This is a genomic window from Streptomyces sp. DSM 116793 (assembly GCF_057320905.1).
In genome coordinates, this window is record NZ_CM170494.1 from 2,578,520 (window position 1) to 2,591,843 (window position 13,324).

At 71.9% G+C, this 13,324-nt stretch carries 13 protein-coding genes; 5 read left to right on the forward strand and 8 right to left on the reverse strand.

Going from position 1 to position 13,324, the window contains the following annotated elements; translation table 11 throughout:
* Positions 1–78: 78 nt before the first annotated feature.
* Both ACSMXW_RS10345 and ACSMXW_RS10350 read right to left on the reverse strand, forming a co-directional pair.
* Positions 79–663 carry an allene oxide cyclase barrel-like domain-containing protein gene (locus ACSMXW_RS10345; RefSeq protein ID WP_485805462.1) on the reverse strand — a complete coding sequence of 195 codons (585 nt, stop codon included), beginning with the start codon at positions 661–663 and terminating at the stop codon, positions 79–81.
* Between the two features lie 214 nt (positions 664–877).
* Positions 878–1,771, reverse strand: coding sequence for an IS982 family transposase (locus ACSMXW_RS10350; RefSeq protein WP_485799882.1), 894 nt, complete (start codon positions 1,769–1,771; stop codon positions 878–880).
* A 416-nt stretch (positions 1,772–2,187) separates the two neighbouring features.
* Between ACSMXW_RS10350 and ACSMXW_RS10355 the strand changes: the two genes are divergently transcribed.
* From ACSMXW_RS10355 to ACSMXW_RS10375, 5 genes are read left to right on the forward strand one after another with little or no spacing between them, the layout of a single operon-like run.
* Positions 2,188–3,219, forward strand: a complete 1,032-nt coding sequence (locus ACSMXW_RS10355; protein ID WP_485805464.1) for a 3-oxoacyl-ACP synthase III family protein — start codon at positions 2,188–2,190, stop codon at positions 3,217–3,219.
* 5 nt (positions 3,220–3,224) lie between these two features.
* Complete coding sequence (locus ACSMXW_RS10360; RefSeq protein WP_485805466.1) at positions 3,225–5,363, forward strand: HAD-IIIC family phosphatase; 2,139 nt, start codon at positions 3,225–3,227, stop codon at positions 5,361–5,363.
* The gene (locus ACSMXW_RS10365; RefSeq protein ID WP_485805468.1) at positions 5,360–5,587 is read left to right on the forward strand and encodes a phosphopantetheine-binding protein; all 228 of its coding nucleotides are present in this window, start codon (positions 5,360–5,362) and stop codon (positions 5,585–5,587) included. The genes ACSMXW_RS10360 and ACSMXW_RS10365 overlap by 4 nt, the downstream gene beginning before the upstream one ends.
* Complete coding sequence (locus ACSMXW_RS10370; RefSeq protein ID WP_485805470.1) at positions 5,584–6,453, forward strand: 2-oxo acid dehydrogenase subunit E2; 870 nt, start codon at positions 5,584–5,586, stop codon at positions 6,451–6,453. The genes ACSMXW_RS10365 and ACSMXW_RS10370 overlap by 4 nt, the downstream gene beginning before the upstream one ends.
* The gene (locus ACSMXW_RS10375; RefSeq protein WP_485805472.1) at positions 6,450–7,529 is read left to right on the forward strand and encodes an alpha/beta hydrolase; all 1,080 of its coding nucleotides are present in this window, start codon (positions 6,450–6,452) and stop codon (positions 7,527–7,529) included. Before ACSMXW_RS10370 ends, ACSMXW_RS10375 begins: the two co-directional genes overlap by 4 nt.
* A gap of 235 nt (positions 7,530–7,764) precedes the next feature.
* On the opposite strand, the gene ACSMXW_RS10380 is transcribed toward ACSMXW_RS10375, so the two are convergent.
* The 6 genes from ACSMXW_RS10380 to rfbH form a co-directional block, all read right to left on the reverse strand.
* The gene (locus ACSMXW_RS10380) at positions 7,765–8,535 is read right to left on the reverse strand and encodes an AfsR/SARP family transcriptional regulator (RefSeq protein ID WP_485805473.1); all 771 of its coding nucleotides are present in this window, start codon (positions 8,533–8,535) and stop codon (positions 7,765–7,767) included.
* Complete coding sequence (locus ACSMXW_RS10385) at positions 8,532–9,341, reverse strand: thioesterase II family protein (protein WP_485805475.1); 810 nt, start codon at positions 9,339–9,341, stop codon at positions 8,532–8,534. The genes ACSMXW_RS10380 and ACSMXW_RS10385 overlap by 4 nt, the downstream gene beginning before the upstream one ends.
* A 627-nt stretch (positions 9,342–9,968) precedes the next feature.
* On the reverse strand, positions 9,969–10,574 hold the full coding sequence (locus ACSMXW_RS10390) for a response regulator transcription factor (protein WP_485805476.1): 606 nt from the start codon (positions 10,572–10,574) through the stop codon (positions 9,969–9,971).
* 134 nt (positions 10,575–10,708) lie between these two features.
* Positions 10,709–11,392, reverse strand: coding sequence for a VC0807 family protein (locus ACSMXW_RS10395; protein ID WP_485805478.1), 684 nt, complete (start codon positions 11,390–11,392; stop codon positions 10,709–10,711).
* A gap of 49 nt (positions 11,393–11,441) precedes the next feature.
* Positions 11,442–11,603 (reverse strand): hypothetical protein, encoded by a 162-nt coding sequence (locus ACSMXW_RS10400; RefSeq protein WP_485805480.1) that lies wholly within the window; start codon positions 11,601–11,603, stop codon positions 11,442–11,444.
* 339 nt (positions 11,604–11,942) lie between these two features.
* On the reverse strand, positions 11,943–13,268 hold the full coding sequence (gene rfbH, locus ACSMXW_RS10405) for a lipopolysaccharide biosynthesis protein RfbH (RefSeq protein WP_485805481.1): 1,326 nt from the start codon (positions 13,266–13,268) through the stop codon (positions 11,943–11,945).
* Positions 13,269–13,324 lie beyond the last annotated feature (56 nt).

Here is a 13,324-nt window from a genome sequence, read left to right on the forward strand (position 1 = left end):
GCACGTACGCGTGTACGCGTGTACGCGTGCCGTGCCGTCGGACGGCGCCCCGGCGCCGGACGGCGCCCGGCGCCGGCGTCAGCAGACCGCGAACGAGATGGCGTAGCTCGGCGGCTTCTGGGTGGGGTCGCCGATGGTGATGGTGGCGTACCCGGACTTCCCCTCGTAGCGGCCGCTGACGCCGGTGACCTGGAGGATCTGGGTCATGCCGCGCATCATCGCGTTGACGTCCAGCAGTCCGCCGCTCTCGTAGGTGCCGTCGTCCAGCTCGACGGTGCTGCGGTGGATCTGCCACATGTGCGGGGTCATGGAGAGCACCACGGCGCTGCTGGTGGACTTGCCGATCTCGGTGCCGTCGGCGTCGATGATGGCGTCCTCGTAGTCGACCGTGGTGCCGAGGCCTTCCTTGCCGCCGTCGTTGATCTGGAGCTTGAGGATCTTCTCGGTGAGGCCGTCCTTGGCGATGCAGGCGGCGACCGCGTCGTCCACGGTGTCGCGTCCCGCCACGTACCGGCCGTTCTTCGTGGCCGCGGCGACCGCGAGGGCCCTGATGTCCACCGGGCCGGGGTCGGGTTCCGCCCGCTGGAACGCGGCGCCCGAGTTGATTGCACGCTCGTCGATCCGAGGGGTGGTGGCCTGCGCGCCGTTGTCGGCCGTCGTCATGTCAGCTCCAGACGTGATCGCGGACCCGGAATTCCCGTTTACCGCTCCGGTTTCCCGTACCGCTCCGGTTTCCTGCCTGCCGTGCGTTCACGGTCCACCGTTCCGCTAAAGCGGGACTAACCCACGACTTCTCCGGTTCCCGGAAAACGCTCGGCACGGCGGGAATCGCCCACGGGCCGCGGCGGCCTAGACGAGTAAGTCCGAAGGCTTTGGTTCAGTGGTCGTAGGCGGTCAGTGAGCGTGTGATGGGTCGGCCTGTGTTGCGGTTGTGCCAGATCGCGGCTGTCATCGCCAGGATGCGTTGTCCGACGCGGGCGAGGACTCCGGCAGGGGTTCTCGCCCTGTGGCGTTCGAGGTCGAGTTGGCCTTTGAGGGTGTCGTTGACCGACTCGATGAGCTGGCGGATGGGCTTGAGCAGGTGTTCGCCGGGGCGGGGCTTGAGGTTGCGGTAACTCGGCCGCAGTAGGGTCATTCCGCGCGCGGCCATGAAGGCGTCGAGATCCTTCGACACGTAGCCCTTGTCGCCGACGATCGTCTGCCCCGGGTGTGTGGCCTGCAGATCCTGGTCGCCCGTGATCATGTCGACCAGCACCTCGCGTTCGTCGACTTTCGGGTTGGCCAGGGCCCAGGCGATCGGCAGCCCGCCGGGGGTGCACATCAGGTGGAGCCGCAGGCCCCAGAAGAACCGGGAGTGGGAGGGGCAGTAGCCGTATCCGGCCCAGCCGGCCAGGTCGGAGCGTTTGACGGTGGGCCGTGAGCGGGCGCACTCGACGGGTGTGGAGTCCACGATCCACACGTCGTCGTGCCACAGGTCGGTGTCGCGGGCGAAGGTGCGGATGAATCGGCTGATCAGTGTGTTCGCGGCCCGCAGGCGCTTGTTGTAACCGGACTGCCCGGGCAGGTAGGGGAACTCGGCGGCCAGGTGGGCGCGGGCGAAACGCAGCCAGCGGGCTTCGGAGACGAACCCGAGCAGGGCCTGCATCACCGCCAGCGTCAACAACTCCGCATCACTCAGCCTCGGCGGACGGCCCCATCGGCGCGATCCCACCAGAGAGTCGTCGATCTTCACGTACAGTGCAGTCGCGAGGGTTTCGAGGTCTGTCGTCACAAACGGACCAACGAGACCCTCGCTTCATGCACCCGGCCCCTTTGGACTTACTCGTCTAGGGGGCTTCTGATGGATCTCCGTGGCGTCGCGACGCCCGGCACGCTCCCCCACGCTCGGCTGCTCCCCCACGCTCGAACGGGCTCGCGCGGGGGTGCCCCCACGCGCGGGGGCACCCCCACTCGCCGCACCGGGCACAAGCCCACGTACGCCCAGTACGAGGACTTGCCCCCGGCACTCCCCCAAGCTCTTCGAGCAGGGGGCACCCCCAGAGCACGCACTGGGGGCACCTCCCACGCCCTTGAGGCAGTGGGGGAGCCGCTCCTTCTCCCACGGAGATCCATCAGAAGCCCCCTAGAGCGGCTTTAGCGGGCTGACCCAGGATGACCGGGAGTGGCCGCGAGAAAGAAAGGCGCAGGATGCACTCTCCCGACATCCATGTCCGCTCGGTCGGGACCGCCCTGCCGGGCCCCGCCGTCGACAACGCCGCACTGGCCAGGCGATTTCACATGCCCAGCGCCTGGGAGCAGTGGATCGACGCATTCGTCGGCACGCGGCAGCGGCACTTCGCGATCGACCTCGACACCGGCGAGATCCGGCACACCCCGGCCGACCTCGGGGAGCGGGCGGGCCGCCGGGCGCTGGAGGCGGCGGGCATCGGGCCCACCGAGGTGGACCTCATGGTGATGGGCACCTCCTCGCCCGAGCAGCTGATGCCGGCGACCGTGAACGTGATCGCCGACCGGCTCGGTATCGACGGCATCCCCGCCTACCAGCTCCAGTCCGGCTGCACCGGCGCCTTCCAGGCCCTGGACGTCGCCCACCAGATGCTGAGCACCGGCCGGTACCGCACCGCGCTGGTGCTCGGCACCGAGTCCTGCGCCAAGCACTTCGACGTCACCGCGGACGTCGCCGCCCTGCCGCCCGCCGAGCAGATCAACGGCGTGCTCTTCGGGGACGGCGCGGGAGCGGTGGTGCTGAGCACCGAGCCGGGGCCCGAGCCGGTGGTGCTGCGGCACGTCTTCTGCACCCTGGTCGGGCTCGGCCGGGCGCCGGGGCAGGTCGTCGAGTGGTTCGGCCGGGCCGACCGGCACTCAGGGCGGCCGCCGGTGGTGGAGGACTACAAGGCGATCGAGGAGTCCGTGCCCGGCCTCGCCGCCGACGTCCTCGACGAGCTCCTGAAGCACCTGGACTGGGCGGAGGACGAGGTCGACTACCTGCTGCCGCCGCAGCTCTCCGGAGTGATGACGGCCAAGATCACCGCACGTCTCGACGTGCCCAACGCCCATGAGGTCTCCTGCGTCACCGAGACCGGCAACACCGGCAACGCCCTGCCCTTCTTCCAGCTCGAACGGGCACTGCCCCGCATGATCCCGGGGGACCGCGCGGTGGGCATCTCCATCGAGTCGAGCAAGTGGATCAAGGCGGGCCTCGGACTGGAGAAGGTCTGATCCCGATGCGGACGACACCCGACGCGCAGACGGCACCCGACACGCCCGCGACGCCCCACGCGCGGGCGACACCCGGCACGCGGGCGACACCCGACACGCCTGAGGCGCCTGACGCCGCGGGCTCCGCACGGCCGACCGCCCCCGCCGCCTCCGCCGCTCCGGCGGAACCGGCCACCGCAGCCCCCGCGCAGCCGGCCACCGCGACCGCCGACGCGGACGCGGCCGACGCGGACGGACCGGCGGAGCCGGACTCCGTGGTGGCCCTGCACCGCGCGGGCCGGCTGGTCGCCGAGTACCCGAGGGTGCCGGGCCTGCTCGCGCCGCTGACCCCCGAGGAACTGCTCACCGCGGGCCGGTTGCTCAGCAGGCTGGACCCCGACGACGTGCGCGCCGCGCACCCGGGCGTCCCGCGGGTCACCGTGGCGGTCACCGGACACGGCACGCTCTCCCAGCTCACCGCGCCGCTCACCGCGGAACTGGCCCGGCACGGCCTGCTGGCGCGCACTCTGGTGTCCGACTTCGACTCCTGGGTCTTCGACCTCGGCGACCCGCAGAGCGAGCTGTACAAGACGGCGCCGGACCTGGTGCTCTGCGTGCTGGACCCGATGGTGGTGTTCGACGAGGTGCCGGTGCCCTGGCGGCCGGAGGACGTCGAGCGGGTCGCCGCCGAGAAGGCCGCGCTCGTCGAGCGGCTCGCCGCCCGCTGCACGGCCACCGGCCGCGGCACCCTGGTGCTGAACACCGTCCCGCTGCCGCACCGCTGGACCGCCCAGCTGATCGACCACCGCTCCCGGGCCCGGCTCGGCGCCGTCTGGCGGGAGTTCAACGGCCGGCTGCTGAGGCTCGCCGGGGAGCAGTCCGGTGTCGTCGTCATCGACCTCGACCCGCTGCTCGCCGAGGGCATCGAGGCCGTCGACCCGCGTCTGAGCCTGTACGCCAAGGCGCACCTCTCCCCCGGCCTGCTGGCCCGCTACGCCCGCGAGGTCGGCCACCTGGCCAGGCACCTGACCGGACGCACCAAGAAGACGCTCGCCGTCGACCTGGACGGCACGCTGTGGGGCGGGGTGCTCGGCGACGACGGCATGGCGGGCATCGAGGTCGCCGACGGCTACCGCGGCGCCGCCTTCACCGCCTTCCAGCGGGTCGTCAAGCAGCTCGGCTCGCAGGGCGTGCTGCTCGCCGCGGTGAGCAAGAACGACATCGAGCCGGTCACGGAGGTCTTCCGGGACCACCCGGGCATGACCCTGCGCGAGGACGACCTGGTGCGGATCGTCGCCAACTGGCGCCCCAAGCACGACAACCTCGCCGAGCTGGCCGAGGCCCTCAACCTCGGTGTCGACAGCTTCGTCTTCGTGGACGACAGCCCCTACGAGTGCGGTCTCGTGCGGCACACCCGGCCGGACGTGTCCGTGGTGCAGCTCGGCCCGGAGCCCGCCCGGCACGTCGGCGCGCTGCTCGCCGACGGCTGGTTCGACACCCGGGAGCTGACCGCCGAGGACCGCACCCGGGTGGCGAAGTACCGGGACGAGCTGGTCCGCAAGGACTTCCTGGACAGCTTCGACTCGCTCGACGAGTACCTGCGCGGGCTCGATGTGCGGGTGCGGCTCGCCGCGGTGACCGAGCCGGACGTCGCCCGGGTCGCCCAGCTCACCCAGCGCACCAACCAGTTCAACCTCACCACCCGGCGGCTGACGCCCGCCGACGTGCGGGCCCTGATGGCGGACCCCGCCGCGCTCGCCCTGGCCGTGCACTCCGCCGACCGGTTCGGCGACAACGGCCTGGTCGGCGTCGTCCTCGGGCACCGCGCCGGGGACGTCCTGCACCTGGACGACTTCCTGCTGAGCTGCCGGGTGTTCTCCCGCGGCATCGAGCAGGCCTGCCTGTCGGCCGTGCTGCGGCACGCGAAGGACACCGGCGCCGCCGAGGTGCGCGGCAGTTACCGGCCGACGCCGAAGAACCACAAGGTCAGGGACTTCTACCCGCGCAACGGCTTCGTGCCGGTCGCGGACCGGGACCCCGCGGACGAGGACGGGGGAGCCGCCGACGCCCCCGGCACCGCCGTCTTCCGCCACGACCTCGCCGGCATCGCCGCGCCGCCGGACCACATCCAACTGACCGAGACCTTCGGGGAGAACCCCTCGTGATCACCACTGACGACTTCGTCGCGCTGCTCCGCGACGACATGGGACTGCCGGTCACGGCCGACGACACCGCCCGGGGCCTCGACGAGGTGCCGGGCTGGGACTCGGTGCACCTGCTGTCGCTGCTCACCCTCCTGGAGCGCCGCACGGGGCGGAGCCTGCCGCTCGCGGACGTCCTGGAGGCCGGCAGCCTCGACGACATCTACGCCCTGGCGGTGGCCGAGTGAGCGGGGTGCCCGTGCAGGGCCCGATCGCCCGCGAACGCCGCCACACCCTGCACTTCCTGGCCGGCATCCGCGGTGTCGCCCCCGTCCACCTGGACACGGACGTCGACATGACCCGGGTGCGGGAGCACCGGGCGGCCGCCCGGGAGGCGGGCCACCGGTACTCCACGCTCACGTATGTGCTGCACGCCGCGGCCCGCGTGCTCGCGGCCCACCCGCAGGCGAACTCCGCGATCCGCGGCCACAGCCGCGCCCGGGTGGCGGCCTACCCGCACGCCAACGGCAAGATCACCCTGGACAAGACGGTGAACGGGCAGCGTGTGGTGCTCTCCACCGTGCTGCGCGAGCTGGAGCGGGCGTCCCTGGAGGACATCCAGTCCCGCGTCGAGCGGTTCCGCGACGGCGACCCGGCCACCCTGCCGGAGTTCGCCGGCGCCCGGCTGCTCCAGCGGCTGCCGTGGCTGCTGGGCTCACTGGCGTACCGGCAGTCCGCGCGCTCGCTCGCGCGCCGTGCCGATGTGATGGGCACCTTCGCGGTCACCTCGCTGGGGCACCGGCCGGTGGACGGCTTCCACTCGGTCGGCGGCGCCACGGTCACGCTCGGCCTGGGACGGACCGTGGACCGGCCGGTGGCCCGGGACGGCGAGGTGGTGGTGGCGCCCGTGATGCGGCTCAACCTCACGTTCGACCACCGTGTGATCGACGGCGCGGAGGCCGCGGACGTGCTGGCCGAGATCAGGGACGCCCTGGAGGCGTTCCGGGCGCCGGCCGAGCCCGCCGCGGAGGCGGGCCCCGGGGCCGGGGCAGCCGCGGCCGCGGCGGTTCCTGAGGCCCCCGTGTCCGCCGAGCGGGACGGAGCCGTCCGGTGAACGACCTCGCGGAGCTGAAGGAGTACGTCCGCGTGCACGCCCGCGGCCAGCGCATCGCCGGCTACCAGGACGTGCTGGACCGGATCGGGAGCGACGAGTCGGACGCCCCGGGGTCCTGGGTGGCCGAGTGGTGCCGGGCCGGCGAGGAGCAGGAGCGGCGCGGCCGCCACCTGGAGGCGGCCCGCCGCTACGCCCTGGCCCGTTTCCCGTACCCGGACGGGCAGGCCCGCGCGGAGGCCGGCGCCCGCTGCGTCGCCGCGCTCGACCGCTGGCGCGCCGGCAAGGGGGTCGAGCCGGTGGACCTGGAGCTGAAGGGCGGCCGGGTGCGGTGCTGGGGCAGCGGCCTGTCCACCACCGACAGGAAGCCGCTGCTGGTCGTGATGGGCGGCATCGTCACCGTCAAGGAGCAGTGGGCGCCGCTCCTCACGGGCGTGCGGCGGCTCGGCATGGCGGGCGTCGTCACCGAGTTGCCCGGCGTGGGCGAGAACACCCTGCGGTACGGCGCCGACAGCCACCGGATGCTCACGGACCTGCTGGACGCCCTCGCGGACCGCGCCGACGTCTCCCGGACGCACGCCATCGCGCTGAGCTTCAGCGGCCACATGGCGCTGCGCTGCGCGGTGGACGACGCCCGCGTCCGGGGCGTGATCACCGTCGGCGCGCCCGTCGGGCCGTTCTTCACCGACACCGCATGGCAGGGGAGCCTGCCCCGGATCACGGTGGACACCCTCGCGCACCTCACCGGCCTGCGGGCCGCGGAGCTGACCGGCGGCGCCCTCGCCGGCTGGGGGCTGAGCGGGGAGCAGCTGGCCGCGCTGGACATCCCGGTGCACTACACGGCGAGCAGCCGCGACGAGATCATTCCCCCGGCGGACATCGCCCTGCTCAAGGAACATGTCCGCCGCCTGGACCTGGTGGAGCACGACGACGTGCACGGGTCGCCCGAGCACACCCGTCAGACCCAGCTGTGGACGCTGGCGTCGCTGATGCGGGACCGCGACCTGCGGAACCTTCAGAGCGCCGTGGTCAACCTGCTGCTGCGGTCGCAGCGCCGCAAGGGGCGCCCCTCCGCCTGACGCGCAGCGAGCGCGCGTGGTTGTCTCCCGGCCCCCGGCCGGGTGGGGCAGGTCCTGCCCCTTCGGGACGGTGGCCGGCTGACCGCCCGTCGTGGCTTGTCGCGCAGTTCCCCGCGCGCCTGTCGGGGCGCGAAGCGCCGCCAAAAGGGGCGCGGGGAACTGCGCGAGCGACCACGACGTGCCTGCGGTGGGCCGCCGGGCCAAGGAGTGACGTGCCTGGCGTGGGGCCGCCGGGCTAGGACGCCCGCAGCTCCAGGCGATCGTCGTCGTCGACGAGGATCGCCTGGTGCAGGTCGCGCAGCGCACGGCACGGCTCCAGGCCCAGCTCGTCGTTGAGGACGGCACGCGCCGACTGGTACACCTTCAGCGCGTCGGCCTGCCGCTCGGAGCGGTACAGCGCCAGCATCAGCTGCCGGTAGAACGACTCGCGCAGCGGGTTCTCGGCGGTCAGCGGGTAGAGCCGGCCGACGAGTTCACGGTGCCGGCCGAGCTGGAGGTGGGCGTCGCCGAGCATCTCCAGGCACTCCATGCGGGACTCCATCATCCACGTGACGAAGCCGTCGATGATCGGGCCGCCCCGCAGGTCGCCCAGCACCGGCCCGTACCAGAGCCCGAGGGCCCGCTCCAGGCAGGAGGAGGCGGCCTCGTACTGCCGCTCCTTCATATGGGTGCGGCCCTGGTTCATCAGTTGCAGGAACTCGTGGAAGTCGATGGCGTCGGCGCCCTTGCGCAGCAGGTAGCCGGGCGGCCGGGTGACGACCGGGTTCCTCTCCTGGTCGGGGCGGGCCAGGAACTTGCGCACCTGGGAGATGTACACGTGCAGTCCCGCGCTGGCCCGCCGCGGCGGGCAGTCCGCCCATATCTCGGTCATCAGCTGGTCGGGCGCCACCACCTGGTCGGAGCGGATCAGCAGCACGGCGAGGACGGTCTCGATCTTCCGTGCGGAGATCGAGCTGTACTCGTCGCCGTCCCGTACCCGCAGAGGTCCAAGAATCTCGTATCTCACGCTGCGCTTCCCTTGAGTGAGGAGGTACGGGGCGCCCCCGTCAGGGCCCCTGACATCAGCTCGACCACTTCGGCGCGGTGTGCGTCGAGATAGAAGTGGCCTCCCGGGAAGACCCGCATGTCGAATTCCCCCGTGGTGTGTTCGGCCCAGGCGGCGGCCTCGTCGGTCGTGGTCTGCGGATCGCTGTCGCCGACGAGTGCGGTGATCGGGCAGTCCAGCGCGGGACCCGCCGTCCAGGCGTAGGTCTCGATCGCGCGGTAGTCGTTGCGCGTCACCGGCAGGATGGCGGCGAGGAGTTCGGAGTCGGCGAGGAAGCGCGGGTCGGTGCCACCGACCGTGCCCAGCTCGCGGACGATACCGGCGTCGTCCCGCTTGTGGACGGCCGCGTCGCCGAGGTCCCGGCGCCGGGAGGGCGCGCGGCGGCCGGAGGCGAACAGGTGGAGCGGCGCGGTGCCCTGGCGCTCCTTCAGTCGCTGCGCGACCTCGAAGGCCACGACCGCCCCCATGCTGTGTCCGAAGAACGCGTACGGCCGCCCGTCCCCTCCGGCGGGCGAGTCCGTAAACGCCTCGTACACCTGGTCGGCCAGCTCGGTGATGCTGTCGATGAGCGGTTCGAGCCGCCTGTCCTGCCGGCCCGGGTACTGCACCGCGGACAGTTCAACGCCCGGTGCGAGCTCCTTCGAGTACGGAAAGAAATAGCTGGCCGAGCCCCCCGCGTGCGGAAAGCAGTAGAGCTTTACATCGCTCTCCGGGCGGGTATGAAAACAGCGGATCCACCGGTCTTCCCCCCTGTTGTGTGCCGACATCGTCGCTGTCCCTTCGTCTGGAACCGCAATCCCCTCCGCGTCATGCGGTAGCCCCCCGGGTGCGTCGTACGGCGCGAGCGCCGTCAGGCAACGGGCGGCAAGCGGATCGTAAGAAGCGGCGACGGTGCGGCGAAACCCCTGAAGGCCCCCTAACTCCCGGCCCGCCTACCCCTATTGAGCAGGGGTTTCGGACCGCGATTGCGGCTCGGTGCCGCTTGCCGGGAGCGCTCGGGGGGCGGCTCCCGGCGGCCGGGGGCGGCCCTTCCGGAGCCCTGGGGGACGAGTAGGGGTGGCCCCTGACGGGAGGGTGCCGGGGCAGAAGCTGAGCCGGGGCCGGAGCCGGGTCCGGGCCGGGCCTCCAGGGGCCCGGAAAGACCGGAAGCGGGGGCGGCGTTGGGGCGCCGCCCCCGCGGGCCGGGGGGTAGGGGGCGCCCCCTACCGGGGGGAGGGAAGGGTAGGGGGCAGTCTGGGAGGCAGGGGGCCGGGGGGCCGGGACGGGGAGAGCTGGACGGCCCTCGCCGGCCCCCTGCCATGGGGGTGTTCCGTGGGGGTACGGGGTGTGCCGTGCGGGGTGTGCCGCGTGGGGCGTGCCGTGCGGGGCGTGCCGGGGGATTGTGCCGTGCGGTGTTACAGCCAGCCGCGGCGTTCCGCGATCTGCACCGCTTCGATGCGGTTGCGGGCCGCGGTCTTGCGGATGGCGGCGGAGAGGTAGTTCCGTACGGTGCCTTCGGACAGGTGGAGCCGGTCGGCGATGTCGCCGACGGTGGAGCAGTGCGAGGCGGCGATCAGGGTGTCGTGCTCGCGGGGGGAGAGCGGGCTGGGGCCCGCGCTCAGGGCGGCCGCGGCCAGGGCCGGGTCGACCACCCGCTCACCGGCGAGGACCTTGCGGATGGCGGCCGCCAGTTCCTGCGCCGGGGAGTCCTTGACCAGGAAGGCCGAGACCCCGGCCTCCATCGCCCGGCGCAGGTACTGCGGCCGGCCGAAGGTGGTGAGGATGATCACCCGGCACTCCGGGAGCGCCTCGCGGAGCTCGACGGCGGTGGCGATGCCGTCCTTGCCGGGCATCTCGATGTCGAGCAGGGCGACGTCCGGGCGGTGCCGCACCGCCACGGCCAGGGCCTGTTCACCATGGGCGGCCTCCCCCACGATCTCGATGTCCTCCTCAAGCCCGAGGAGGGTGGCCAGGGCCCCGCGCAGCATGGCCTGGTCCTCGGCGAGCAGTACGCGAATCATGTCGGCAGGTCCAGACGGTCGTCGGGTCACGGCGGGGTCCGGGCGGTCGTACCGGGTGCCGGGGCCGGCAGTGCCGGTGCCCGGGCTGCCGACGGTCCCCGGGGTGCCGGGGACCGTGCGGGCGGCGGGGGCGGTCAGCGGCGGTGGGTCGCCGGCCTTGCCTCACCGGCGCCCTCGGGTTCCGGCGAGGCGGGGGTCTTCTTGCCGTGCACGTACCAGTAGACGACCGCGCCGCCGAGCAGGATGACGGCCCAGCCGACCGTGCGCGACCAGATCAGGAAGTCGCCCGTGGACATGGTGAGCGCGAAGATCACATGGACGGCCGCGTGCCCGAGGCAGGTGACGCCGATGAGGGTGGTGATGACCAGCGAGGTGCGCACGGCCTCCGGTGGGACCTGCTGCTTGCCGCCGCCGACCAGCATCAGGTGCAGCGGCTTCTTGAAGGCCACCGAGATGAGGCAGGCCAGGCCGAGCACACCGGTGATCATCGCTTCGTTGAACTTGATGGGCAGGGAGTCGCCGCCCATCACGAGCGAGAGGAGCACCGCGGCGCCGAAGCCGACCACGGCCAGCACGCCGACCGGATCCATGCGCCGCTTGGCGACGGCCACCCAGAGGGTGCGCAGCACCGGGATGGCCAGCACGATGCCCAGCGCGAGGGTGTCGCCGGACACGTACGGGCGGACGAGGAAGTAGCCGCCGATCGGGACGATCAGGTTGATGAGGCAGCTCAGCAGGAGCTTCTTCAGGCTGGGCCGCTCGGGGCCGGCGGGCTTCTGCTGGGGGGTGCCCGGCGGGTGGGGGCGCTCGGGTGTCATGCGGGTCCTACTCCCTTGTCCGATGAGCGATTCCGTCATTCCCCGCTCGTCAGCCCGACTTCCGGGACACCATCAGCATCCGCGCGCCGCACACGACGATCAGGAGCCCGCCGATGGCCTCCATGGGGAAGCTGCTGCGCACGATTCCCAGGACGAGGAGGAGGACTCCGGCGATCAGACCGATGAGAAACCTGGCGGTGACGTTGTTCATCTCTTCCCTCTGCTTGTCTGCCGTGTCCGTCCTTGCCGGCCTGGGGCGCCTGGAAATTCGTGAGCCCGGCGGTGACGGCCGGGATGCTTGGTCCAGGCGGTCTTTCCGGTATCCACTATCCAGCCCCGGGCGACGGGGCGTTAGTGAGCAGCGTCATGAGGCGGCTATGACATTTGTCAGTCAGCGGCGCCCGGCGCGCCCGGGCCGTCCCGGCGGCCCGCCGGGAGTGCGTCCGCACAGGTCAGAGGCCGGGAACGGACAGGCAGGGGGTCACCCTACCGCCGTTCCCGGCCTCTCGGCACGGTGGGCCCGCCGGGCCCGCGGCGCGGCCGTGCGGGGTCAGCCCCGGGCGCTCTTGACGAATTCGCGAATGGATTCGATGACGTAGTCGGTCATCTCGTCGGTGATTCCGGGATACACGCCGACCCAGAAGGTGCGCTCGGTGATGATGTCGCTGTTGGTGAGGTCGCCGGCCACCCGGTACTCGCGGTCCGCGTACGCGGGGTGCCGGGTGAGATTCCCGGCGAACAGCAGCCGGGTGCCGATTTTCCGCAGGTCGAGGAAGTTGACGAGGTCGCGGCGGCTGAACGGGGCGTCCTCTTCGAGGGTGATGGGGAAGCCGAACCAGCTCGGGTCGGAGCCGGGCGCCGGCTCCGGCAGCATCAGGCCCTCGGTGCCCTCCAGGCCGTCCCGCAGCCGCCGCCAGTTGTGCTTGCGCCGGGCGGTGAACTCGGGCAGCCGCTTCAACTGGCTGAGGCCGAGGGCGGCCTGGCCGTCCGTCGCCTTCAGGTTGTAGCCGACGTGCGAGAAGATGTACTTGTGGTCGTAGCCCTTGGGCAGGGTGCCCATGCTCTGCTGGAAGCGCAGGTGGCAGCGGTCGTCCTCGCCGGGCTCGCACCAGCAGTCCCGGCCCCAGTCGCGCAGTGACTCGACGATCCTGGCGAGCACCACGTTGTCCGTCATCACACAGCCGCCCTCGCCCATCGTGATGTGGTGGGCCGGGTAGAAGCTCACCGTCGCGAGGTCGCCGAAGGTGCCGGTGTTCCTGCCCTGGTAGGTGGTGCCGACCGCGTCGCAGTTGTCCTCGACGAGGAAGAGGTCGTGCTCGTCGCAGAGCTCCCTGACCTCGGCGACCGGATAGGGGTTGCCGAGCGCGTGCGCGATCATGACGGCCCTGGTCTTCGGCCCGATCGCGGCCTCGATCCGCTCGACGGTGGTGTTGTGCGTGGTGAGGTCGATGTCGACGAAGACCGGGACGAGGCCGTTCTGCAGGATCGGGTTGACGGTCGTGGGGAAGCCGGCGGCGACGGTGATGACCTCGTCGCCCGGTTTGAGTCTGCGGTCCTCCAGCAGCGGCGAGGTCAGCGCGGTCAGCGCCAGCAGGTTCGCCGACGAGCCGGAGTTCGTGAGGTGCACCTTGCGGACGCCGATGGCCCGCCCGAAGGCGGACTCGAACTTCCGGGCGAAGGTGCCCGCCGCGATCCGCAGGTCCAGGGCGGCCTCGACCAGCGCGACCCGGTCGTCCTCGTTCAGCACCGCCCCGGAGACCAGGACGGGCGTGCTGCCGGGCACGAAGGGCTTCTGCTCGAACTGCTGGTGGTAGGTGCGGACGCTGTCGAGAAGGGTGTCCTTGTCGGCGCCACTCACGATTTCGACTGTTCGCATGATCTCGTCCTGTTCGACATTGTGGCCAGGGCTGGCCGGTACCGGGCGATGCGGCC

Coding starts and splice junctions, on each gene's coding strand:
- ACSMXW_RS10345 (WP_485805462.1), bottom strand. CDS start 663: ATGACGACGGCCGACAACGGCGCGCAGGCCACCACCCCTCGGATCGAC.
- ACSMXW_RS10355 (WP_485805464.1), top strand. CDS start 2,188: ATGCACTCTCCCGACATCCATGTCCGCTCGGTCGGGACCGCCCTGCCG.
- ACSMXW_RS10360 (WP_485805466.1), top strand. CDS start 3,225: ATGCGGACGACACCCGACGCGCAGACGGCACCCGACACGCCCGCGACG.
- ACSMXW_RS10385 (WP_485805475.1), bottom strand. CDS start 9,341: ATGTCGGCACACAACAGGGGGGAAGACCGGTGGATCCGCTGTTTTCAT.
- ACSMXW_RS10390 (WP_485805476.1), bottom strand. CDS start 10,574: ATGATTCGCGTACTGCTCGCCGAGGACCAGGCCATGCTGCGCGGGGCC.
- ACSMXW_RS10395 (WP_485805478.1), bottom strand. CDS start 11,392: ATGACACCCGAGCGCCCCCACCCGCCGGGCACCCCCCAGCAGAAGCCC.
- ACSMXW_RS10400 (WP_485805480.1), bottom strand. CDS start 11,603: ATGAACAACGTCACCGCCAGGTTTCTCATCGGTCTGATCGCCGGAGTC.
- rfbH (WP_485805481.1), bottom strand. CDS start 13,268: ATGCGAACAGTCGAAATCGTGAGTGGCGCCGACAAGGACACCCTTCTC.